This window comes from Pseudomonas sp. TWR1-1-4, assembly GCF_049897165.1.
In the GTDB taxonomy this organism is placed as follows: Bacteria; Pseudomonadota; Gammaproteobacteria; order Pseudomonadales; family Pseudomonadaceae; genus Aquipseudomonas; species Aquipseudomonas canadensis.
Genome location: NZ_JAFCVS010000006.1, coordinates 294,338 through 318,136, shown reverse-complemented (window position 1 = coordinate 318,136; position 23,799 = coordinate 294,338). Strand labels below are relative to the sequence as shown.

Here is a 23,799-nt window from a genome sequence, read left to right as displayed (position 1 = left end):
AGGGTTGCTGCGCAGCCCAGCGCGGGGCAAGCCCGCTCACCACAAAAGCCCGCACACACACATTTTTACCTGTGTTGACTGTAAATCAGCGACTCTGGCGTTGTTGTAACAACAGGTTGCTAAAGCCCGCGCCAGCCAGTTGTTTCTGCGCCACAGTCAGCTGTTCTCGGTTGCTGAACGGCCCCACCAGCACGCGATACCAGGTCGCATCCTTCACCGTGCCGGACTCCACCGTCACCGACTGGCCCAGCAGAATAATCTGCGCCCGCACGCGATCCGCATCCGCCTGTTTCGGGAACGAACCCGCTTGCAGGAAGAACTTGGTCACCGGCGCGGCCTTGGTTTCGGCAACCGGCGGCGCTGGCGGCGGCGTAATGCCGGCCAGCGCGGCCTGGGCACGTGCCGTGTCGATTTTCGCCGCTTCGGCAGGGGTGACTGGCGTGGTCGGCACTTGTGGCGTCGGCAGGGTTTTCTCCGGCACGGCGTCAGGCGGCACGATCACTTCCGATTCCGGCAGCAGCGTGTAGAAGTCGTACTTCGGCTTCACGGGCGCGGTCGGGCTCGGCGCCGTCTTGTTGGCTTCGGCCATTTTCGTGGCCTTCTGCTGTTCCTGCTTGACCCGTTTGACGTCATCGCCTTTGCCGGGATCCAGCTTCATCAGGAACACGATAAACGCGCCGACGGTGAGGCCGATCGCCATCCACAACCAGCCCGGGATTGGTTTCTTCGCCGGGGCCTGGTAGCGGCTGGCGCCGCGCTTGGGTGCAGGTTTTTTCTTGGCGGCCAACTTACATACGCTCCAGAGTTTCCAGGCCCAACAGCTCGAGGCCTTGCTTGAGGGTCCGTCCAGCCAGTGCAGCCAAGCGCAGGCGGCTTTGCTTCTGGGCTTCGTCGTCGGCGGTCAGGATCGGGCAGTTCTCGTAGAAGCTGGAGAACAGGCCGGCGACTTCGTACAGGTAGGTGCACAGGATGTGCGGCGTGCCTTTCTCGCCGACGCTGTTCAGCACTTCGCCGAACTGCGCCAGTTTGGCGGCCAGTTCCTGTTCGTGCGGGGCGTCCAGCACGATCTGGCCTTCAACTTCGCTGAAGTCCTTGCCCAGCTTGCGGAACACGCCAGCCACACGGGTGTAGGCGTACAGCAGGTACGGCGCGGTGTTGCCTTCGAAGTTGAGCATCAGGTCGAAGTTGAAGCTGTAGTCGCTGGTGCGGTGCTTGGACAGGTCGGCGTATTTGACCGCACCAATGCCCACCACGCGAGCGATGTTGCGCAGGTCGGCCTCGGCCAGCTCCGGGTTCTTTTCCTTCACCAGGGTGTAGGCACGTTCCTGCGCTTCGGTGAGCAGGTCGATCAGCTTCACGGTGCCGCCGTCACGGGTCTTGAACGGGCGGCCATCGGCGCCGTTCATGGTGCCGAAGCCCATGTGCTCCATGTGCATCGGGTGGGTGACGAAACCCGCGCGACGCGCCACTTCGAACACCTGCTGGAAGTGCAGCGCCTGGCGTTGGTCGACAAAATACAAGGCGCGATCGGCCTTGAGCACGCCGCTGCGGTAGCGCACGGCGGCCAGGTCGGTGGTGGCGTAGAGGTAGCCGCCATCGGCCTTGACGATGATCACCGGCAGCGGCTCGCCGTCGGCGGTCTTGAATTCTTCGAGGAACACGCACTGCGCGCCGTTGCTCTCCACCAGCAGGCCCTTGGCCTTGAGGTCGTTGACCACATTCATCAGGTCGTCGTTGTAAGCGCTTTCGCCCATCACGTCGGCCATGGTCAATTTGACGTTGAGCAGTTCGTAGATTTCCTGGCAGTGAGACAGGGAAATGTCACGGAAACGGTTCCACAGTGCCAGGCACTCGGCGTCACCGGCTTGTAGCTTGACCACCAGGCCACGGGCGCGGTCGGCGAATTCTTCGGATTCGTCGAAGCGCTTCTTGGCGGCGCGGTAGAAGTTTTCCAGGTCCGACAGCTCGTTGCTGGTGATCGGGTTTTCTTGCAGGTAAGCCATCAGCATGCCGAACTGAGTGCCCCAGTCGCCGACGTGGTTCTGACGGATCACGTCGTCGCCGAGGAACTCCAGGACCCGCGCCGCGCCGTCGCCAATGATGGTTGAGCGCAGGTGGCCGACGTGCATCTCTTTGGCCAGGTTCGGCGCCGATAGGTCGACGACCACGCGCTGCAGCGGGCCGGCCTTGCGCACGCCGATCTTGGCGTCGGCCAGCGCCGCATCCAGGCGCGAAGCCAGGGCCTGGGTGTTCTGGAAGAAGTTGATGAAGCCAGGGCCGGCGATTTCAGCCTTGGTGACACTCTCGTCGGTAGGCAGCGCGGCGATGATTTTCTCTGCCAGGTCGCGTGGCTTCATGCCCGCGGGTTTGGACAGCATCATCGCGATGTTGCTGGCGAAGTCACCGTGGGTTTTGTCGCGGGTGTTTTCCACCTGGATCGCCGGCGTCAGGCCTTCAGGCAACACACCTTCGTTGACGAGTTGGGTGAGGGCTTGTTGGATCAGCTGGCGAATGGTGTCTTTCATGGTGTTCTCTTTCGACCGCAAGCGGTGGCGCGCGATGCGCAGGTGGAAAAACTGGGCATTATCCGTGGCGAGGGCGGGCTTGCCAACCTTCGCGGGACCTATGGCCAGGCTTAATACAAATCTACCGGGTCTACATCCAGCGACCATCGCACTTGGCGACCGCTGGGCATTTGCTCCAGGGCAAGCAACCAGCTACTTAATAGCCGATGCAGCGGTGCGCGCGAGGTTGCCTGCAAGAGTAGCTGAGCACGATAACGCCCGGCGCGGCGCTCCATGGGGGCGGGCACCGGGCCGAGCAATTCGATGCCGCTCAGACCCAGTTCGCCGAGTAAACGTTCGGCGGCGCTGCATGCCTCATCCAGGAAACCTTCGGCCTGCCCCGGTTTATGGGCTTCGGCGCGCAACAGGGCCAAATGGGAAAAAGGCGGCAGGCCCGCGGCGCGACGTTCGCTCAGCGCCTGCTCGGCGAAGGCGAAGTAGCCTTGTTCGGTCAGCTGGATCAGCAGCGGATGGTCGGCCAAGTGGGTCTGGATGATCACCCGGCCCGGCTCTTCGGCGCGACCCGCACGGCCGGCGACCTGCACGATCAACTGCGCCATGCGCTCGCTGGCGCGGAAGTCCCCGGAAAACAGCCCGCCGTCGGCATCCAGGATCGACACCAGGGTCACCCGTGGGAAATGGTGCCCTTTGGCAAGCATCTGCGTGCCGATCAGGATGCACGGGTGGCCTTTCTGGATGGTGGCGAACAGCTGGTTCATCGCGTCTTTGCGCGAGGTGCTGTCGCGGTCGACCCGCAGCACCGGGTAATCCGGGAACAGAATGCCCAAGCGCTCTTCGGCCCGTTCGGTGCCGGCGCCCACCGGTCGCAGGTCGACTTTGCCGCACTGCGGGCAGTGGCGCGGTACACGTTCTACATGCCCACAGTGATGGCAGCGCAGCTCGCCGTAGCGCTGGTGCACGGTCATGCGCGCATCGCAGCGCTCGCACTCGGACATCCAGCCGCAGTCATGGCACAGCAGTGTCGGTGCAAAGCCGCGGCGGTTGAGAAACACCAAGACCTGTTGGCCAGCGGCGAGGGTCTGGCCGATGGCTTGTTGCATCGGCCCGGAAATACCGCTGTCCAATGGACGGCTTTTGACGTCCAGGCGCAGGAATTTTGGCTGCTTGGCGCCGCCTGCACGCTCATTGAGGCGTAGGAGGCCGTAACGCCCCGTGTAGGCATTGTGCAAGCTCTCGAGTGATGGTGTGGCCGAGCCCAGCACAATCGGGATGTCTTCCTGGCGCGCACGCACCAGTGCCAGGTCGCGGGCGTGGTAACGCAAGCCTTCCTGCTGTTTATAGGAGCCGTCGTGCTCCTCGTCGATGATGATCAGCCCGGGATTCTTCATCGGGGTGAACAGCGCCGAGCGGGTGCCGATAATAATGTCGGCCTCGCCATCCCGTGCGGCCAGCCAGGATTCCAGGCGCTCACGGTCGTTGACGGCGGAGTGCACCAGGGCGATGCGCGCATTGAAGCGCTGTTCGAAGCGCGCCAGGGTCTGCGGGCCCAGGTTGATCTCGGGGATCAGTACCAGCGCCTGTTTGCCGGCCTGCAGAGTCTCGCGGATCAACTGCAGGTAGACTTCGGTCTTGCCGCTGCCGGTGACGCCGGCCAGGAGGAAGGCATGAAAACTGTCGAAACCTGCGCGAATGGCTTCATAGGCAGCGCGTTGCTCGGGGTTCAGCGGCAATTCCGGTTGGGCCAGCCAGTGTTCGTGGCGGGCATCGGGAGCGTGCTTGCGGATTTCCACCTGCACCAGGCCCTTGGCGAGCAACAGGTCGAGGCTGTCTTTGCTCAGCATCAGCTTGCTTAATAGCTGATGGGCCACGCCGTGGGGATGCTGGGCCAGTGTCGCCAGGGCTTCACGCTGGCGCGGGGCGCGGGCGATACGCGGGTCGTCGAGACGCGCGCCGGGTGTCATCGACCAGAAACGTTCCTGACGCGCTTCGGCCAGTTCGCCCTGGCGCAACAGCACCGGCAGCGCCCAGCTCAACGTATCGCCAAGGCTGTGCTGGTAGTACTGGGCGGTCCACAGGCACAGTTTGAACAACGCCGGCGGCAGTGGCGGGGTGGCGTCGAGCATGGCCAGCGCGGGCTTGAGTTTTTCCGCAGGGACTTCGCTGTGATCCGCGACCTCTACCAATATGCCGATCATTTCCCGCCGACCAAACGGCACGCGCACGCGCATACCCGGCTGCAACTGTGCCCGCAGCACACCGGCCGGGGCCCGGTAATCGAACAGGCGGCGCAGGGGCGAGGGCAGGGCTAGGCGCAAAATGGCGTCGGGCACGCGGGGGGTCTCATATAAAGGCAGGCGGTGGCGCAGGGGCGGGAGCCTAGCAGACAGGGGAGGGCTTGGGTATGCCACGGTTTTCTGATGAAAGGCGGTTTTCAGCCGGATACGCGGCTTGCGCGATTAAAAAGGTCTGGTAGAATCCGCGGCCTAATTACGTGCGGTATTCGACAATAGTGTCGAGTGGCGGCACGCTAGCCCGAGGAAGTGCCATGAAAGCCGATATCCATCCAGCGTACGAAACCATCGAAGTCACCTGCAGCTGCGGCAACAAGTTCGAAACCCGTTCGAACCTGTGCAAGCCACTGGGTACTGACGTATGCAACGAGTGCCACCCGTTCTACACCGGTAAGCAGAAAACTCTGGACACCGGCGGCCGTGTACAGCGCTTCGCAGATCGCTTTGGTGCTTTCGGTGCCAAAAAGGCCTAAGGCCGATCAACTTGGGAGGCCGTTACGGTTTTTCCATGCTGATGAAAAAGGCGTCCCTTGTGGGCGCCTTTTTTGTGCCTGGAATTTGGCTCTCGGTTGCCCAGGCTCAGGGGGGCTGCCCTGCGCCGACCACGTTGGCCCGCGTGGAGGTGCAGCGCGTGGTGGATGGCGACACGGTGCGCCTCAAGGACGGCCGCAGTGTGCGGATGATCGGCCTCAACGCCCCCGAAACCGGCAAGAAGGGCCGTCCCGACGAGCCTTACGCGGTTGCGGCCCGCCAGCGTTTACAGGCATTGGTCGACGCGAGCGACGGCCGAGTCGGCTTGGTGCCTGGGCGCGAGAGCAAGGACCGCTACGGTCGCACGTTGGCCCACCTCTACGGCGCGGACGGCGAGAACCTTGAGGCGCAATTGCTGGCTGAAGGCCTGGGATTTCAGGTTGGAGTTGCGCCCAATACCGATCTTGTCGCCTGTCAGCAGGCCGCTGAAAACAGCGCACGTGATGCGCGGTTGGGCCTTTGGCGGCAATCGCCGGTACAAAACGTGGCGCAGCTCAAGCAGTCTGGCTTTGCTTTGGTCAGTGGCCAGGTGAGCAAGATCGAACGCAATCGCGGCGGAATCTGGATCGAAGTTCAGGGGGCAGTGGTATTACGCATTGCGCCCGACCTCGCCAAACAATTCGACACCGCAGTGCTCAGTGGTCTGCAAGGCAAGACAATCGAAGCCCGTGGCTGGGTGCAGGATCGCGCCAAGCGCGGCGGCCTGAAAAACGGGCAGGCACGCTGGATGCTGCCAGTGACCGACCCCGGCATGCTCAAATCGACGGATTAGGAAAAAATTGTAGACATTTTTTTTGTCGATTGTGAACAGTTGAGCCCTTGTATCCCGTGGCTCTTGGCCGAAAGTCGTAGCGCAGGGCCCTTGACACCTGTGACTGCCCAGTCTTGTAGGGACTTTGCGACACGCGTATCCTCGGCGGTCCGTCGACCAACAGTAAAAGCGGAATGCCGATATGTCTGATTTGAAAACTGCCGCTCTCGAATATCATGCCCATCCTCGTCCAGGAAAGCTGAGTGTAGAGCTCACCAAAGCCACTGCCACCGCTCGCGACCTGTCGCTGGCCTACAGCCCTGGTGTTGCCGAGCCCGTACGTGAAATCGCCCGCGACCCTGAACTGGCGTACAAGTACACCGGCAAAGGCAACCTGGTTGCAGTGATTTCCGATGGCACCGCGATTCTGGGCCTGGGCAACCTCGGCCCATTGGCTTCCAAGCCAGTCATGGAAGGTAAAGGCGTTCTGTTCAAGCGCTTTGCCGGCATCGACGTTTTCGACATCGAAGTCGATTCCGAAAGCCCGCAGGCTTTCATCGACACGGTCAAGCGCATTTCCATCACCTTCGGTGGCATCAACCTGGAAGACATCAAGGCGCCTGAGTGCTTCGAGATCGAAAAGGCCCTGATCGAACAGTGCGACATTCCGGTATTCCACGATGACCAGCACGGCACCGCGATCGTTACTGCGGCCGGCATGATCAACGCTCTGGAAATCGCTGGCAAAACTCTGGCCGACGCACAGATCGTCTGCCTGGGCGCCGGCGCTGCGGCCATCTCCTGCATGAAGTTGCTGGTGAGCATGGGCGCCAAGCTGGAAAACATCTTCATGGTCGACAGCAAGGGCGTGGTCCAGTCCGAGCGTACCGACCTGAACCAGTACAAGGCGATGTTTGCCCACGCGACCGACAAGCGCACCCTGGCTGACGCCCTCGACGGTGCAGACGTGTTCGTCGGCCTGTCCGGCCCGAACCTGCTGAGCGCTGAAGGCCTCAAATCCATGGCGGCCAACCCGATCGTGTTCGCCTGCTCCAACCCTGATCCAGAAATCTCTCCGGAACTGGCTCACGCCACCCGTAGCGACGTGATCATGGCGACCGGCCGTTCGGACTACCCGAACCAGGTCAACAACGTACTGGGCTTCCCGTTCATCTTCCGTGGTGCCCTGGACGTTCGCGCCAAGCGCATCAACGAAGAGATGAAAGTGGCTGCCGCCAACGCCCTGCGTGAACTGGCCAAGCTGCCGGTCCCTCAGGAAGTGTGCGACGCCTACGGCGGTATCAAGCTGGAATTCGGTCGTGAGTACATCATTCCGAAACCAATGGACAAGCGCCTGATCACCCTGATCTCCGATGCCGTGGCCAAAGCCGCTATCGAGACCGGCGTTGCTACCCTGCCGTATCCGAAGCACTACCCGCTGCAAAGCGTGGATGATGTGTTCAACGGCTAAGCCGTTGTAGCGCACCCACAAAAAAGCCCCGGCTCTCGCGAGTCGGGGCTTTTTTGTGGCGGATCTCTTTGTGCAGGGCAGGCTTGCTGTGCTGGTCAGGCTTGCTGTGGTGAGCAGGCCTTTGTGGTGAGTGGGCTTGTTGTGGTGAGCGGGCTTGCCCCGCGCTGGGCTGCGAAGCAGCCCTAAAACCTGCCAACGCGTTTTAACTGGATGAATGCGATACTTGCATTAGGGCCGCTTCGCGCCCCAGCGCGGGGCAAGCCCGCTCACCACAAAAGCCCGTTCACCACGATAAGCCCTGGTTCCAACCTCAGAACAGGTCGATCGGCGCCGCCTCATCCGCTGGCAGCGGGCTGCCCGGCGCAACACCATTGCCCAGCTCGTTGACCGAAGGCGGCGTGTCTTCGCTCTTGAACAGTTCGAAGTACGCATTCGGCGTGCTTGGCGAGGCCGCGCGGCCACTCACCGGGTCGATACGCAAGCTAAGGATGCCTTCAGGCTCCGGCTGGGTGTGCGGCGGCTTGTCCTTCAGTGCCGCGCCCATGTAGCTCATCCAGATCGGCAGCGCGACAGTGCCACCAAACTCGCGGCGACCCAGGCTTTCCGGCTGGTCATAGCCGGTCCACACGGTGGTCACGTAATCGGCGTTGTAGCCGGAGAACCAGGCATCCTTGGATTCGTTGGTGGTACCGGTCTTGCCCGCAATATCCGGACGGCCCAGGGTCAGGGCGCGGCGGCCGGTGCCCTTCTTGATCACGTCTTCCAGGATGCTGTTGAGGATGTAGGTGGTACGGCCATCCACGATGCGCTCGGCCACGGCGGGCGCCTGCGGTTCGGTTGCGGCAGCGTTGCCGGCAGGTGCGGTGCCTGGAGTCGGCTCAATGGTGATGCCGCCATTGCTCGGAGCTGCCAGTCCATCCGTCGCCGCCACGCCGTTGACCACATCACCCGGCACTCGCGGCGGGTTGGCGGTGAACAGGGTGTCGCCGTTACGGCTTTCAATCTTGTCGATCAGGTACGGCGCGATCTTGTAGCCGCCGTTGGCAAAGGTGCTCCAGCCGGTGGCGATTTCCATCGGCGTGAGGGTCGCGGTGCCCAGGGCCAGGGACAGGTTTGGCGGCAGGTCCGACTTGTTGAAGCCAAAGCGCGTCATGTAGTCGATGGTCTTGCCGACGCCCATGGCCTGCAGCAAGCGGATCGATACCAGGTTACGCGACTTGTACAGCGCCTCGCGGATACGGATCGGGCCGAGGAAGGTGTTGGTGTCGTTCTTCGGGCGCCACACCTTGTCCAGGTACTCATCGACAAACACGATCGGCGCATCGTTGACCAGGCTGGCGGCGGTGTAGCCGTTATCCAAGGCAGCGCTGTAGATGAACGGCTTGAAGCTCGAACCCGGCTGGCGCTTGGCCTGGGTAGCGCGGTTGTAATTGCTCTGCTCAAAGGCGAAGCCGCCGACCAGCGCGCGGATCGCACCGTTCTGCGGGTCCAGGGACACCAGGGCGCCTTGGGCCAGCGGCACTTGGCTGAACTTGAGGCTGTCGTCCTTCTGGCGTTGCACGCGGATCAAATCACCCACCTGGGCCACGTCAGACGGCTGCTTGGGCAGCGCACCCATACTGTTGGTGTTCAGGAACGGACGTGCCCATTTCATGCTGTCCCATGCCACATGGGCTTCGCCGGTGCGGGTCAGCACCTGCACGCCATCTTTCTTCACCTGGGTGACGATGGCCGGCTCAAGGCCACTGATTGCGCGTTGCTTGCCCAGCTCGGTGGTCCACGCGCTCAGGGTCTTGCCCGGCAGGCGCGACTCAGGGCCGCGGTAGCCGTGGCGCTGGTCGTAGGTGATCAGGCCGGAGTGCACCGAGTCATTGGCGATTTCCTGCAGGTTGCTCGGCACCGTGGTTGTCACCCGGAAACCTTCGGTATAGGCCTCGCTGCCATAGCGGCCGACCATCTCGGCGCGCGCCATTTCGGCGATATAAGGCGCGTTCACCTCCGGCGTCGGCACGTGGTAGCTGGCGTTCAGCGGTTCGGCGATGGCGCTTTCGTAAGCGGCCTGGTCGATCTTGCCCAGCTTGTACATGCGACCCAGGATCCAGTCGCGACGTTCTTTGCTGCGCGCCGGGTTGGCCAGTGGGTTGAAGCGTGAAGGGGCTTTGGGCAGGCCGGCAATCATGGCCATCTGCGCCAGGCTGGCGTCACGGATGGACTTGCCGTAGTAGACCTGGGACGCCGCCTCGATCCCGTAGGCACGGTTGCCCAGGTAGATCTTGTTGACGTACAGCTCAAGGATCTCGTCCTTGGTCAGCTGGCGTTCGATCTGCAGCGCCAGGAGGATCTCGGTGGCTTTACGCGAGAAGCTGCGCTCGCTGGTGAGGAAGAAGTTCTTCGCCACCTGCATGGTGATGGTGCTGCCGCCGGACTGAATGTGTCCGCTTTTTACCAGTTGTGTCGCCGCACGCACCAGGCTGCTGGGGTCGACGCCATAGTGGTTGGCAAAATTATCGTCTTCGGCCGACAGCAGGGCGCTGATGAAATTGGGCGGAATATCGGCAAAACGGATCGGTGTGCGGCGCATTTCGCCGAACTCCGCGATCAGTTTTTCATCGCTGCTGTAGACCCGCAAAGGAATCTGCAACTGGATACTTCTGAGGGCCTCTACGGAGGGCAAACCCGGACTAAGGTAGAGGTAGGCCCCGCTGAGCACGAGCAGCAGCCCGCAAACGATGGCGACAATGGAGTACCCGAAAAACTTCAGCAGACGAATCAAGGCTTTTGGATTTCCAGAGAAAAGAATGAGTTAGGCGTCGGGGCATGCATGGCAAACGATGGATCGACCCGAGCGGCAGATAAAAAGCGGAAAAAAACGCTGGGCATTAAAGCATTTTTCGACTTGGGACGTCATTCGCACCTGTTCGACGGTCGACCGAATGCATGGCGCCCAGCGGCAATCAGGCGGTATGACAGACAAAGCTTTAGGGAGTTTTATGGGAAAGGGATTTTTCACGGGAAAAGCCGGCACCTTGCTGGGTGTCGACATCAATGACACGGCCATCCGCTTGATCGAGCTGGGCCGTTCACCTTCAGGCTACAACGTTCAAGGCTACGTCACGCAGGCGCTGCCGGCGCAGGCGGTAGTCGACGGCACACTTTTTGATCTCGATGGCGTAGGGCGCGCCCTGCGCAGCGCGTGGTCGCGGTTGTCGACATCGGTTCGTGGTGCTGTCGCTGCTGTGTCCGGGCCCTCGGTGATCACGCGGATGATCGAGATGGACGCTGGGCTCTCAGATGATGAGATGACCTGGATGATCCAGATGGAGGCAGACCAGTACATTCCCTATCCGCTGGATGACGTCGCTATCGACTTTCAAGTGCGCGGGCCAACGGCCCTGGATCCGAATCGGGTCGAGGTATTGCTGGCCGCATGCTTGAAGGAGCACGTAGAAGCCCGCGAGGCAGTTTTGGCCCTGGCGGGGCTGGTGCCGAAGGTGATCGATATCGAAGCGTTTGCATTGGCGCGCGCTTGCCGTCAGGATTTCGCCAGCTTCACGCCGAGCCATCGCGTCGATGGTGCACAATGGGCCGTGGATGCCCAGGGGATGGGAATTGCTTGCGGGTTGGCCCTGAGGAGTTTCGCTTGAAGACACGAATCAACCTACTGCCTTGGCGTCAGGCGCTGGCAGAGCGGCGACGCAAGTATCTACTGGCGGGCTTGCTGGTGTTCGCCTGTGCCGCGCTCGCGGCCGTGTGGCTGGCGGACCAGGTGATCGACCAGGCCATCGATCGCCAAGTAACCCGCAATGACCATCTGGGCAAGGAGGTCGTCGGCCTGGATTCACGTATCAAGACCATTGATGACCTGCAGGAGCAAAGCCAGCAATTGGCGCAACGCATGAAGGTCGTGCAGGACCTGCATGATGCCCGCTCGCCAGGTGCGCAGCTATTGGACCAACTGGCGCGCGCGGTCCCCGACGGCGTGCACCTGCATGAAGTGGTGGCCAAGGGCGATACGGTGAGTATCAGCGGCAGCGCTGAGTCCAGCCAGGACATCGCCCAATTGATGCGCCGCCTGGAAGCGGCGGAAGGTGCCCATTCCACGCGGTTGCAACATGTGCGAACGGATGGCGCGCGCGGCAACAATGAATTCCAACTGATGGTGCGTCAGGGAGAGTCCTCCGAGGCTCAACCTTGAGCCTGCCAAGGCTCAATCTTTCCGCACTCACTCACAACACCGCAAAATGGCCCCTACCTGGCAAGGCCCTGTTGGGCTGTGCGCTGGCGGGCGTGGTGTTTGTGGTGGGCGACCTTGTGTACCTGAGCCCCTCGCGGGAACGGTTGCTCCAGGTCGAGGCGCGGGAAGTGGCCCTGAAACAGCAAATCGCACAAAAGACTGGCCTGGCCGCCAGCCTTGAAGCGCGTACACAGCAGCTCCAACGGATGCAAGCGAAGGTCGATGAGCTTTTGCAGGCGTTGCCTGGCGAGTCCGAAATGCCTGGTTTATTGGAAGATATCGCGCGTCTGGCACTGGCCAACGGGTTGCTGGTCGAGAGCGTCACGCCGTTGGATGAGCAGTCTCAGCCGTTCTTTCACGAACAGCCTGTGCAAATCGGCGTCGCGGGGGCTTATCACGACCTGGCAATGTTCCTGACGGGCTTGGGTGGCTTGTCGCGAATCGCTACGGTGCACGATGTGGCCCTGCGACGTGATGGCAGGCTGTTGCGCCTCGACCTGCTGGCCAAGACTTACTGGCATGTGCAGGGTGGTGGGGCGCTTGTACAGCGACAGCTCTTTGTCTACGACTCGTCCGGGTTGCGTGATCCATTTCAACGGCTCGCGGTGCAGGTCGACCCTCTGAAGGGGCGACCGGTCCGGACGCCGGACCTTGCCCGGCCACGTGGCGTGCTGGAAAGCCTTGCGGTGGACCAGTTTGAAATGGTCGGCACGCTGTCCCGTGGGGTGCAGGTTTTTGCCTTGCTACGTGCGGCCTCCAAGGTGCACCGCCTGGCGGTCGGGGACTACCTGGGGCCGAACCATGGGCGGGTCACGGCCATCCATGAGCGCGCTATAGAACTGGTCGAACTGTTTCCCGATGGTCAGGGGGCATGGCTGGAGCGCCCGCGAACCCTGTTGTTAAACATCAACTCATAACGGAATCAAACAATGAAAAGGACTTTCTCGTCCTTCGGTGTGGCGCTATGGATAGCGTTCACGGCACCGATGGCTGCTGCTGTGCCCAATCGTGTGGATCTGATCCACTTGCCGCCTCCCGGCGTCGCCACACTGAGCGCCTACACAGGCGACAAGCTGACCCTCAACTTCCAGAGCATCGAGTTGCGCACGGCGTTGCAACAAATTGCTGATGTGGCGGGCCTCAATCTGGTTGCCAGTGACGATGTGCAAGGCTCGATCACCCTGCGCCTCAAAGAGGTGCCCTGGGACCAGGCGCTGGACCTGGTGCTGCAAGCCAAGGGCCTGGACAAGCGGGTGAAGGCCGGTGTGTTGCTGGTGGCGCCGGCTGAGGAGCTGGCTGCGCGTGAACTGCTCACGCTGGAATCGCGCAAGCAGATGGCCGAATTGGCACCGTTGCGCCGGGAACTGCTGCAAGTCAATTACGCCAAGGCGGCGGACCTGGCCAAGTTGTTCCAGTCGGTCACCGGCCTTGAGGGTGTGACCGAAGAGCGGGGTTCGGTGGCGGTGGATGATCGCACCAACAACATTATTGCCTACCAGACCGTTGAGCGGCTGGAGGAGCTGCGCCGGATCGTGGCGCAGCTGGATATTCCGGTACGCCAGGTGATGATCGAGGCGCGAATTGTCGAGGCCAATGTCGATTACGACAAAAGCCTGGGCGCGCGTTGGGGTGGGCGGCTCAATCGGGGCAACTGGGGCGCGGGGGGCATTCCGAAACCTCAGCCTGAAGGCGCGGAACCGCAGGAAAACCCACCCAGTTCACCCTTTGTGGACCTGGGATCACTCACCGGCACCTCGGGCCTGGGCATCGCCTTTATCACCGACAACCTGCTGCTGGACCTGGAGCTCACTGCCATGGAGAAAACCGGCAACGGCGAAATCGTCTCGCAACCCAAGGTGGTCACGTCCGACAAGGAAACCGCGCGTATCCTCAAGGGCACCGAGATTCCCTATCAGGAATCCAGCTCCAGTGGCGCCACGTCGGTTTCATTCAAGGAGGCCTCGCTGTCGCTGGAAGTCACCCCGCAAATCACCCCGGATGACCGCGTGATCATGGAGGTCAAGGTCACCAAGGATGAGCCCGACTATCTGAACAAACTCAACGACGTGCCGCCGATCAAGAAGAACGAGGTCAACGCCAAGGTGTTGGTCAAGGATGGTGAGACCATCGTCATCGGCGGGGTTTTCTCCAATACCCAAAGCAAAGTGGTAGATAAAGTGCCATTTTTAGGCGATGTGCCGTATCTTGGCCGCCTTTTCCGGCGCGATGTGCTGGCGGAGAAAAAATCCGAGCTGCTGGTATTCCTGACTCCGCGTATTATGAATAACCAGGCGATTGCTGTGAGTCGTTGATTCTGTGCGAAATTTGATTCTTGTAGGACCGATGGGGGCTGGAAAAAGCACCATCGGCCGTTTGCTGGCCAAAGAGCTGCGCCTGCCGTTCAAAGATTCCGACAAGGAAATTGAATTGCGCACGGGTGCCAATATCCCATGGATCTTCGATAAGGAAGGCGAGCTGGGCTTTCGTGACCGCGAGCAGGCGATGATCGCCGAGCTGTGCGGCTGCGATGGCGTGGTATTGGCGACCGGCGGCGGCGCAGTGATGCGTGATGAAAACCGCCGCGCGTTGCATGCCGGTGGTCGGGTGGTCTATCTGCATGCCTCGGTCGAGCAGCAGGTGGGCCGCACCGCCCGCGATCGCAATCGCCCGTTGTTGCGCACAGCCAACCCGGAGAAAACCCTGCGGGACCTGCTCACGCTGCGCGATCCGCTGTATCGGGAAATCGCCGATCTGGTGGTAGAAACCGATGAGCGGCCACCGCGGATGGTGGTTCTCGACATTCTTGAGCGCCTGCATCGGCTGCCACCCCGTTAAAGCCAGGCTCGAAATGCGCTATTCTCGGCGGCGCGCTATCACCCTGTGGGGTGTGGCGTAGAGCCATCAGGTGACGTCAGAACGTGATGTCATCGGTCGTCACTCCATCTCTAACGCGGGGACACATGCAGACACTTAAGGTCGATCTAGGCGAGCGCAGCTACCCGATCCATATTGGCGAAGGTCTGTTGGACCAGCCCGAGTTGCTCGCACCGCATATTGCCGGGCGGCAAGTGGCGATCATCTCCAACGAAACGGTCGCGCCGCTGTATCTTGAGCGTCTGAGCCGCAGCCTGTCGGCTTATTCGGTGATCTCCGTGATCCTGCCCGACGGCGAAGCCCACAAGAACTGGGAAACCCTGCAACTGATCTTTGATGGCCTGCTGACCGCACGTCATGACCGCCGCACCACCGTGATCGCCTTGGGCGGCGGTGTGATCGGCGACATGGCCGGCTTTGCAGCGGCCTGCTACCAGCGTGGCGTGGACTTTATCCAAGTGCCGACCACCTTGCTGTCCCAGGTCGATTCGTCGGTGGGCGGCAAGACCGGCATCAACCACCCGCTGGGCAAGAACATGGTGGGCGCGTTCTACCAGCCTCAAGCCGTGCTGATCGACACTGCGACCCTCAACACCTTGCCGCCGCGCGAGCTGTCGGCGGGCCTGGCGGAAGTCATCAAGTACGGGTTGATCTGCGACGAGCCGTTCCTGACCTGGTTGGAAGAACACGTGGATGCCCTGCGCAACCTCGACCAGGCGGCACTCACCGAAGCGATTTCGCGCTCCTGCGCCGCGAAGGCGCTGGTGGTGAATGCCGACGAACGGGAGTCTGGTGTACGCGCTACCCTGAACCTGGGCCACACCTTCGGCCATGCGATCGAAACTCACATGGGCTATGGTGTGTGGTTGCATGGGGAGGCCGTAGCTGCTGGCACGGTGATGGCGCTGGAGATGTCGCAGCGCCTGGGCTGGATCAGCGCCCAGGAGCGTGATCGTGGCATCCGCTTGTTCCAGCGCGCCGGTTTGCCGGTCATTCCGCCGGAGGAGATGACTGAGGCGGATTTCCTCGAACATATGGCAATAGACAAGAAAGTGATCGACGGTCGACTGCGACTGGTGCTGCTGCGTCATATGGGCGAAGCGGTGGTGACCGACGATTATCCGAAAGAGATTTTACAGGCCACGCTGGGAGCGGATTACCGCGCCCTGGCCCAGCTTAAAGGTTAATAAGATCCCGATGACTAGTTTGCATGCCGACGAGGCGTTCCTCGGCCATTACCAGTTAAGCCACGACCCTTTTGCTCCACGGGTGCCTGGCTTCAAATTTTTCCCGGCCCAGCGCAAGCCTGTGCTTGGCCAACTGCACCACCTCGCGCGCTACAGCCAACTGCTGCTGGTCGTGACCGGCCCGCTGGGCAGCGGCAAGACCTTGCTGCGCCAGGCCCTGGTGGCCAGCACCAACAAACAGTCGGTACAGAGTGTAGTGGTATCGGCCCGTGGTGCCGGTGATGCCGCAGGCGTGCTGCGCCAGGTCGCCCAGGCGCTGGACGTGGCCACTGCCGAGCCGAATGCGATCCTCAAGCAAGTGGTGCAACTGGGCCTGACCGGCCAGGAAGTCTACCTGCTGGTGGATGACGCCGAGCAGCTCGACGAATCCGCCCTGGAAGCGCTGCTGGCGCTGGCAGCCGGCACGCCGGAAGGTCGCCCGCACGTGTTCCTGTTTGGTGAGTCGTCGCTGATCGCCGAGCTCGAGCAGATCAGCGGTGACCAGGAGCTGTTCCACGTCATCGAGCTGCAGCCGTACGAAGAGGAAGAAACCCGCGAATACCTGGCTCAACGCCTTGAGGGCGCAGGGGCCGGTATCGAACTTTTCTCCGCTCAGCAGATCTCTGATATTCACGAAAGCTCCGACGGCTGGCCTGGCACCATCAACCAGGTTGCCCGCGATGCGATGATCGAAGCCATGATTGCCAGCCGCACTGCGGTCAAGCGTCCAAAGATGGGGTTCACTATGCCTAAGAAACACGTATTGGCTATTTCCGCCGTTGTCGTGGTCGCTGTCGCCGCCGCCTGGTTGATCCCAGGCCGTAGCAAGGCACCGACGACTGCCGGCGCGCCAACCGAACAGGCGCAGTTGCCACTGGGCAAACCCACGCCAAACGTCGAATTCGCCAACTCCGGCCAACCGACCAATCTGCCGATGGTCGGCCAACCGGTGATGCGTGGTCCGCTTGCCGAAGAAGCCGGTGGCATCTCCGAAGGCGACGACGGCGTGCCGGTGGAAGGCTCCAGCGCCACTCCACCAACCGTGACCACCACTGCGCCGCCTGCGGGCGTGCCAGCCGGTCAGCCGGCTGCGGTTGCCAAGCCGACCCCGACCCCGGCGCCGACCGTTGCCACCGCCAAACCTGCGCCTGTGACCAAGCCGGTCGCGCCTGCGCCAGTCGCCAAGCCAGCCCCGGCTCCGGCTGCCAAGCCTGCTGAAAAGCCGGCCGCCACCGTTGCCAAAGCCGGCGCCGCTGGCAGCAGCTGGTACGCCAGCCAGCCAACCGGCAACTTCGTGGTGCAGATTCTCGGCACCAGCTCCGAAGCCAACGCCCAGGCGTTCGTGAAAGAGCAGGGCGGCGAGTACCGTTATTTCAAGAAAGTGCTCAACGGCAAGCCTCTCTACGTGATCACCTACGGCAACTTCTCCAGCCGTGCAGCCGCCGATTCTGCGATCAAAACCTTGCCAGCGAAGGTCCAGGCTGGTAAACCTTGGCCTCGCACTGTTGCCAGCGTTCAACAAGAACTCGCAACAACTCGCTGAAGATTCGGCGGCCTTACCCAGGCCGCCCTCCCGGCACCTCAAAAAAATCCGCAAGTGCGTGCTGCCCTTACAGGCCGCGCGCTTTGTGGTGTCTGCGTCACAGTAGCTTTTGAGTCGTAGCGGTCAGAATTAAAAAAGTTTTGACTAGCACAGCATATCGCTTTAAACCTTTCATAAATGCGACATAGATTTGCGACATTTCGTCGCTAAATTTGTGAGCGTCTGTGTCGGTGTGTACAATGACCTCCCTTTTGCCCCCGCTAAGCCGGCGTACGTTCGGCGTGGAAGGTAACCGGTTGAATTGAAAAGAAATTTGCCTCGATATAAGAGGCAGCCTGGTGAGAAAGTGTCTATGAAAGCAGGTCTGTACCAACCCGATGAATTCAAGGATAACTGCGGTTTCGGCCTGATAGCCCATATGCAGGGCGAACCCAGTCATACCCTTTTGCAAACGGCCATCGAGGCCCTGACCTGCATGACCCACCGCGGTGGGATCAACGCCGACGGCAAGACCGGTGACGGTTGCGGCTTGCTGATTCAAAAGCCCGACCAGTTCCTGCGCGCTGTCGCAAAAGAGCAATTTGCGGTCGACCTGCCCAAGCAGTACGCCGTGGGCATGGTGTTTTTCAACCAGGATCCGGTCAAAGCCGAAGCCGCTCGCGAGAACATGAACCGCGAGATCCTGGCCGCCGGCCTGCAACTTGTCGGCTGGCGCAAAGTGCCGATCGACACCAGCGTACTTGGCCGCCTGGCCAACGAGCGCCTGCCGCAGATCGAGCAAGTGTTCATCGCAGGCGAGGGCCTTAGCGACCAGGACATGGCCATCAAGCTGTTCACCTCGCGTCGTCGTTCGTCGGTTTCCAATGCCGCCGACACCGACCACTACATCTGCAGCTTTTCCCACAAGACCATCATTTATAAAGGCCTGATGATGCCGGCGGACCTCACCGCCTTCTATCCAGACCTGAGCGATGAGCGCCTGCAAACCGCAATCTGCGTGTTCCACCAGCGCTTCTCCACCAACACCCTGCCGAAATGGCCGCTGGCCCAGCCATTCCGCTTCCTCGCCCACAACGGCGAGATCAACACCATCACTGGCAACCGCAACTGGGCCGTGGCCCGTCGCACCAAGTTCGCCAACGACTTGATGGACCTGGAAGAGCTCGGCCCGCTGGTCAACCGTGTGGGTTCCGACTCTTCCAGCATGGACAACATGCTCGAACTGATGGTCACCGGGGGCATCGACCTGTTCCGTGGCGTGCGTATGATCATTCCGCCAGCGTGGCAGAACGTCGAAACCATGGACCCGGATCTGCGTGCGTTCTACGAGTACAACTCGATGCACATGGAGCCGTGGGACGGCCCGGCCGGCGTGGTCATGACTGACGGTCGCTACGCGGTGTGCCTGCTCGACCGTAACGGTCTGCGCCCGGCGCGTTGGGTCACCACCACCAATGGCTTCATCACCCTCGCGTCGGAAATCGGCGTGTGGAACTACAAGCCCGAAGACGTGATTGCCAAAGGCCGCGTTGGCCCTGGCCAGATCCTCGCCGTCGACACCGAAACCGGTCAGATCCTCGACACCGACGCCATCGACAACCGCTTGAAGTCGCGTCACCCGTACAAGCAATGGCTGCGCAAGAACGCCCTGCGCATCCAGGCGACCATGGAAGACAACGACCACGGTTCGGCGTTCTACGACGTCGACCAGCTCAAGCAATACATGAAGATGTATCAGGTCACGTTCGAAGAGCGCGACCAAGTGCTGCGTCCGCTCGGCGAGCAAGGCTACGAGGCGGTCGGTTCCATGGGCGATGACACGCCGATGGCCGTACTGTCCCTGCGCGTGCGCACGCCGTACGACTACTTCCGCCAGCAGTTCGCCCAGGTGACCAACCCACCGATCGACCCGCTGCGCGAAGCCATCGTGATGTCCCTGGAAGTGTGCCTCGGTGCCGAGCGCAACATCTTCCAGGAATCGCCTGAGCACGCCTCCCGCGTGATCCTCAGCTCGCCGGTTATTTCCCCGGCCAAGTGGCGTTCGTTGATGACCCTGGACCGCCCAGGCTTCGACCGCCAGATCATCGACCTGAACTACGACGAGAGCCTCGGCCTTGAAGCTGCAGTGCGCAACGTCGCGGACCAGGCCGAAGAGGCCGTGCGCGCCGGTCGTACCCAGATCGTATTGACCGACCGTCACATCGCGCCTGGCAAGCTGCCGATCCACGCTTCGCTGGCCACCGGCGCGGTGCATCACCGCCTGACCGAGAAAGGCCTGCGCTGCGATTCCAACATCCTCGTGGAAACCGCCACCGCCCGCGACCCGCATCACTTTGCGGTGCTGATCGGTTTCGGCGCCTCGGCGGTGTACCCGTTCCTCGCGTACGAAGTGCTGGGCGACCTGATCCGCACCGGTGAAGTGCTGGGCGACCTCTACGAGGTGTTCAAGAACTACCGTAAAGGCATCACCAAGGGGCTGTTGAAGATCCTGTCGAAGATGGGTATTTCCACCGTCACCTCGTACCGTGGTGCACAGTTGTTCGAAGCCATCGGCCTGTCCGAAGAGGTGTGCGACCTGAGCTTCCGTGGCGTGCCAAGCCGTATCAAGGGCGCGCGTTTCGTCGACATCGAAGCCGAGCAGAAAGCGCTGGCAGCCGAAGCCTGGAGTGCGCGCAAGCCAATCCAGCAAGGCGGCCTGCTCAAGTTCGTGCACGGTGGCGAATACCACGCGTACAACCCGGACGTAGTCAACACCCTGCAAGCCGCCGTGCAGCAGGGCGACTACGCCAAGTTCAAGGAATACACCTCGCTGGTGGACAACCGCCCGGTGTCGATGATCCGCGACCTGTTCAAGGTGAAGACCCTGGACACGCCGATGGACATCAGCGAAGTCGAGCCGCTGGAGTCGATCCTCAAGCGCTTCGACTCCGCCGGTATCTCCCTGGGCGCCTTGTCGCCCGAGGCTCACGAAGCCCTGGCCGAAGCCATGAACCGCCTGGGTGCGCGTTCCAACTCCGGCGAAGGCGGTGAAGACCCGGCGCGCTACGGCACCATCAAGAGCTCGAAAATCAAGCAGGTCGCGACGGGTCGTTTCGGTGTGACGCCGGAATACCTGGTCAACGCCGAAGTGCTGCAGATCAAGGTGGCCCAGGGCGCCAAGCCCGGTGAGGGCGGCCAACTGCCAGGCGGTAAGGTCAATGGTTTGATCGCCAAGCTGCGTTACGCAGTGCCGGGCGTGACGCTGATTTCGCCACCGCCGCACCACGACATTTATTCGATTGAAGATTTGTCGCAGCTGATTTTCGACCTGAAACAAGTCAACCCGCAGGCGCTGGTCTCGGTGAAACTGGTAGCAGAAGCCGGCGTGGGCACCATCGCCGCCGGTGTGGCCAAGGCCTATGCCGACCTGATCACCATCTCCGGCTACGACGGTGGCACCGGCGCTTCGCCGCTGACCTCCATCAAGTACGCGGGCGCACCGTGGGAGCTCGGCCTGGCCGAGACCCACCAGACCCTGCGTGGCAACGACCTGCGCGGCAAAGTACGGGTGCAGACCGACGGCGGCCTGAAAACCGGCCTCGATGTGATCAAGGCCGCGATCCTCGGCGCCGAAAGTTTCGGCTTCGGCACCGCGCCAATGATCGCCCTGGGCTGCAAATACCTGCGCATCTGCCACCTGAACAACTGCGCCACCGGCGTCGCCACTCAGAACGAGAAGCTGCGCAAAGATCACTACATCGGCACCGTCGACATGGTGGTGAACTTCTTCACCTACGTCGCCGAAGAAACCCGTGAATGGCTGGCCAAGCTGGGCGTGCGTTCTCTTGAAGAGCTGATCGGTCGCACCGACCTGTTGGAAATCCTTGAAGGCCAGACCGCCAAGCAACATCACCTGGACCTGACGCCGCTGTTGGGCAGCGATCACATTCCGGCCGACAAACCGCAGTTCTGCGGCGTCGAGCGCAACCCGCCCTTCGACAAAGGCCTGCTGGCCGAGAAGATGGTGGAAATCGCCGGTTCGTCGATCAACGATGCCAGCGGTGGCGAATTCGCCCTGGATATCTGCAACTGCGACCGTTCCATCGGCGCCCGCATCTCCGGCGAAATCGCGCGCAAGCACGGCAACCAGGGCATGGCGAAAGCGCCGATCACTTTCCGCTTCAAAGGCACTGCGGGCCAGAGCTTTGGCGTGTGGAACGCCGGTGGCCTGCACATGTACCTGGAAGGCGACGCCAACGACTACGTGGGCAAGGGCATGACCGGCGGCAAGCTGGTGATCGTTCCGCCTAAAGGCAGCGTCTACAAGACCCAGGACAGTGCCATCATCGGCAACACCTGCTTGTACGGCGCCACCGGTGGCAAGCTGTTCGCCGCCGGTACTGCCGGTGAGCGTTTCGCCGTGCGCAACTCCGGTGCCCATACCGTGGTGGAAGGCACTGGCGATCACTGCTGTGAGTACATGACCGGGGGCTTTGTCGCGGTACTGGGCAAGACCGGTTACAACTTCGGTTCGGGCATGACCGGCGGTTTCGCCTACGTGCTCGACCAGGACAACACCTTCGTCGACAAGGTCAACCACGAGTTGGTCGAGATCCAGCGGATCAGCGGCGAAGCCATGGAGTCCTACCGGAACCACTTGCAGCACGTGCTGGACGAGTACGTCGAGGAGACCGGCAGCGAATGGGGTCGTAACCTCGCCGAAAATCTCGATGATTACCTGCGTCGTTTCTGGCTGGTCAAGCCCAAGGCTGCCAACCTGAAATCGTTGCTTTCCAGCATCCGTGCCAACCCGCAGTGATATGCGCCTGAAGAGTTTGATGAGGTTTTAACATGGCTGAACGTCTGAATAACGACTTCCAGTTCATCGATGTCGGGCGCAAAGATCCGAAGAAGAAACTGTTGCGTCAACGCAAGAAAGAGTTCGTGGAAATCTACGAACCCTTCAAACCCCAGCACTCGGCCGACCAGGCCCACCGTTGCCTGGGGTGCGGTAACCCGTATTGCGAATGGAAGTGCCCGGTGCACAACTTCATTCCCAACTGGCTGAAGCTGGTGGCCGAGGGCAACATCCTCGCCGCTGCCGAACTGTCGCACCAGACCAACACCCTGCCGGAAGTGTGCGGCCGGGTGTGCCCGCAAGACCGTCTGTGCGAGGGTGCCTGCACCCTTAACGACGGCTTTGGCGCGGTGACCATCGGTTCGGTGGAGAAGTACATCACCGACACCGCGTTCGCCATGGGCTGGCGTCCCGATATGTCCAAGGTCAAGCCGACTGGCAAGCGCGTCGCCATCATCGGCGCCGGCCCTGCCGGCCTGGGCTGCGCCGACGTATTGGTGCGCGGCGGCGTGACCCCGGTTGTGTTCGACAAGAACCCGGAAATCGGCGGCCTGCTGACTTTCGGTATCCCCGAGTTCAAGCTGGAAAAAACCGTCCTGAGCAACCGTCGTGAAGTGTTCACCGGCATGGGCATCGAGTTCCGCCTGAACACCGAGATCGGCAAAGACGTGACCATGGAGCAACTGCTCGAAGAATACGATGCGGTGTTCATGGGCATGGGCACCTACACCTACATGAAGGGCGGCTTTGCCGGTGAGGATCTGCCGGGCGTTTACGACGCGTTGGATTTCCTGATCGCCAACGTGAATCGCAACCTGGGCTTTGAAAAGTCGCCGGAAGATTTCGTCGACATGAAAGGCAAGAAGGTCGTGGTGCTGGGCGGTGGTGACACCGCGATGGACTGCAACCGCACCTCGATCCGCCAGGACGCCAAATCGGTGACTTGTGCCTATCGTCGTGACGAAGCCAACATGCCCGGCTCGCGCAAAGAGGTGAAGAACGCCAAGGAAGAAGGTGTGAAATTCCTCTACAACCGCCAGCCGATCGCGATTGTCGGTGAAGACCGCGTCGAAGGCGTGAAGGTGGTCGAGACCCGTCTCGGCGAACCGGACGCCCGTGGTCGTCGCAGCCCCGAGCCGATCCCGGGTTCCGAAGAGATCATTCCGGCTGACGCCGTGGTCATCGCCTTCGGTTTCCGCCCAAGCCCGGCGCCGTGGTTCGAACAGTTCCAGATCCAGACCGACAGCCAGGGCCGCGTCGTGGCCCCGGAACAAGGCCAGTACAAGCATCAGACCAGCAATCCGAAAATCTTCGCCGGTGGCGACATGGTGCGCGGTTCTGACCTGGTGGTAACCGCGATCTTCGAAGGCCGCAATGCCGCCGAAGGCATCCTGGATTACCTGCAAGTCTGATCACCGCAGCCCTGTAGGAGCCGGCTTGCCGGCGATGGCGGAGTGTTGTTGGCACCAAACCCCGCCACCCCGCGCCCAAACGGGGGGGGTTAGACCGTGTGCCC

General features: G+C 61.6%; 15 protein-coding genes and 1 pseudogene. 12 read left to right on the top strand and 4 right to left on the bottom strand.

Annotated elements, in window-relative coordinates:
- Positions 1-85 precede the first annotated feature (85 nt).
- From ACP7C6_RS20655 to ACP7C6_RS20645, 3 genes are all read right to left on the bottom strand, one after another.
- Positions 86-787, bottom strand: coding sequence for an SPOR domain-containing protein (locus tag ACP7C6_RS20655; protein ID WP_025858692.1), 702 nt, complete (start codon positions 785-787; stop codon positions 86-88).
- A gap of 1 nt (position 788) precedes the next feature.
- Positions 789-2,525: an arginine--tRNA ligase gene (gene argS, locus ACP7C6_RS20650; RefSeq protein WP_353631924.1), complete on the bottom strand. Its 1,737-nt coding sequence runs from the start codon at positions 2,523-2,525 to the stop codon at positions 789-791.
- Positions 2,526-2,635: 110 nt separating this feature from the next.
- Positions 2,636-4,855 carry a primosomal protein N' gene (locus ACP7C6_RS20645; protein WP_028615415.1) on the bottom strand — a complete coding sequence of 740 codons (2,220 nt, stop codon included), beginning with the start codon at positions 4,853-4,855 and terminating at the stop codon, positions 2,636-2,638.
- Between the two features lie 215 nt (positions 4,856-5,070).
- Between ACP7C6_RS20645 and rpmE the strand changes: the two genes are divergently transcribed.
- The 3 genes from rpmE (at position 5,071) to ACP7C6_RS20630 (ending at position 7,569) form a co-directional block, all read left to right on the top strand.
- Positions 5,071-5,289 carry a 50S ribosomal protein L31 gene (gene rpmE, locus ACP7C6_RS20640; RefSeq protein ID WP_010213765.1) on the top strand — a complete coding sequence of 73 codons (219 nt, stop codon included), beginning with the start codon at positions 5,071-5,073 and terminating at the stop codon, positions 5,287-5,289.
- Between the two features lie 35 nt (positions 5,290-5,324).
- On the top strand, positions 5,325-6,119 hold the full coding sequence (locus ACP7C6_RS20635) for a thermonuclease family protein (RefSeq protein WP_068935679.1): 795 nt from the start codon (positions 5,325-5,327) through the stop codon (positions 6,117-6,119).
- 181 nt (positions 6,120-6,300) lie between these two features.
- Entirely contained in the window at positions 6,301-7,569 is a 1,269-nt protein-coding gene (locus ACP7C6_RS20630; protein WP_016979185.1) for a malic enzyme-like NAD(P)-binding protein, read from the top strand.
- Positions 7,570-7,879: 310 nt separating this feature from the next.
- Here the strand turns inward: ACP7C6_RS20630 and ACP7C6_RS20625 are convergent, their stop codons facing one another.
- On the bottom strand, positions 7,880-10,339 hold the full coding sequence (locus ACP7C6_RS20625) for a penicillin-binding protein 1A (protein WP_426109234.1): 2,460 nt from the start codon (positions 10,337-10,339) through the stop codon (positions 7,880-7,882).
- Between the two features lie 220 nt (positions 10,340-10,559).
- On the opposite strand from ACP7C6_RS20625, the gene pilM reads away from it, so the two are divergent.
- The 9 genes and pseudogenes from pilM to ACP7C6_RS20580 all read left to right on the top strand — a co-directional run bounded on the left by pilM (position 10,560) and on the right by ACP7C6_RS20580 (position 23,695).
- The gene (gene pilM, locus ACP7C6_RS20620) at positions 10,560-11,213 is read left to right on the top strand and encodes a type IV pilus biogenesis protein PilM (RefSeq protein ID WP_236317626.1); all 654 of its coding nucleotides are present in this window, start codon (positions 10,560-10,562) and stop codon (positions 11,211-11,213) included.
- Complete coding sequence (locus ACP7C6_RS20615; RefSeq protein WP_028615419.1) at positions 11,210-11,764, top strand: PilN domain-containing protein; 555 nt, start codon at positions 11,210-11,212, stop codon at positions 11,762-11,764. Before pilM ends, ACP7C6_RS20615 begins: the two co-directional genes overlap by 4 nt.
- Positions 11,761-12,720 (top strand): pilus assembly protein PilP, encoded by a 960-nt coding sequence (locus ACP7C6_RS20610; protein WP_323988667.1) that lies wholly within the window; start codon positions 11,761-11,763, stop codon positions 12,718-12,720. Before ACP7C6_RS20615 ends, ACP7C6_RS20610 begins: the two co-directional genes overlap by 4 nt.
- Positions 12,721-12,858: 138 nt before the next feature.
- Positions 12,859-14,115: pseudogene (locus ACP7C6_RS20605) on the top strand (type IV pilus secretin PilQ); the annotation flags it as partial.
- Positions 14,116-14,119: 4 nt separating this feature from the next.
- Positions 14,120-14,638, top strand: coding sequence for a shikimate kinase AroK (gene aroK / locus ACP7C6_RS20600; RefSeq protein ID WP_028615422.1), 519 nt, complete (start codon positions 14,120-14,122; stop codon positions 14,636-14,638).
- A gap of 125 nt (positions 14,639-14,763) precedes the next feature.
- Positions 14,764-15,864, top strand: coding sequence for a 3-dehydroquinate synthase (gene aroB, locus ACP7C6_RS20595; protein WP_028615423.1), 1,101 nt, complete (start codon positions 14,764-14,766; stop codon positions 15,862-15,864).
- A 10-nt stretch (positions 15,865-15,874) separates the two neighbouring features.
- A complete protein-coding gene (locus ACP7C6_RS20590) occupies positions 15,875-17,446 on the top strand; it encodes an SPOR domain-containing protein (RefSeq protein WP_311894241.1) in 1,572 nt (523 codons plus the stop codon).
- 352 nt (positions 17,447-17,798) lie between these two features.
- On the top strand, positions 17,799-22,244 hold the full coding sequence (gene gltB, locus ACP7C6_RS20585; protein ID WP_426109176.1) for a glutamate synthase large subunit: 4,446 nt from the start codon (positions 17,799-17,801) through the stop codon (positions 22,242-22,244).
- 32 nt (positions 22,245-22,276) lie between these two features.
- Entirely contained in the window at positions 22,277-23,695 is a 1,419-nt protein-coding gene (locus ACP7C6_RS20580; RefSeq protein WP_426109175.1) for an FAD-dependent oxidoreductase, read from the top strand.
- The last annotated feature ends 104 nt before the right edge of the window (positions 23,696-23,799 follow it).

Excerpts from the sequence above, each read along its gene's own strand:
- argS (WP_353631924.1), bottom strand. The coding sequence starts at position 2,525 with ATGAAAGACACCATTCGCCAGCTGATCCAACAAGCCCTCACCCAACTC.
- rpmE (WP_010213765.1), top strand. The coding sequence starts at position 5,071 with ATGAAAGCCGATATCCATCCAGCGTACGAAACCATCGAAGTCACCTGC.
- ACP7C6_RS20635 (WP_068935679.1), top strand. The coding sequence starts at position 5,325 with ATGCTGATGAAAAAGGCGTCCCTTGTGGGCGCCTTTTTTGTGCCTGGA.
- ACP7C6_RS20630 (WP_016979185.1), top strand. The coding sequence starts at position 6,301 with ATGTCTGATTTGAAAACTGCCGCTCTCGAATATCATGCCCATCCTCGT.
- pilM (WP_236317626.1), top strand. The coding sequence starts at position 10,560 with ATGGGAAAGGGATTTTTCACGGGAAAAGCCGGCACCTTGCTGGGTGTC.
- aroB (WP_028615423.1), top strand. The coding sequence starts at position 14,764 with ATGCAGACACTTAAGGTCGATCTAGGCGAGCGCAGCTACCCGATCCAT.
- ACP7C6_RS20590 (WP_311894241.1), top strand. The coding sequence starts at position 15,875 with ATGACTAGTTTGCATGCCGACGAGGCGTTCCTCGGCCATTACCAGTTA.
- gltB (WP_426109176.1), top strand. The coding sequence starts at position 17,799 with ATGAAAGCAGGTCTGTACCAACCCGATGAATTCAAGGATAACTGCGGT.
- ACP7C6_RS20580 (WP_426109175.1), top strand. The coding sequence starts at position 22,277 with ATGGCTGAACGTCTGAATAACGACTTCCAGTTCATCGATGTCGGGCGC.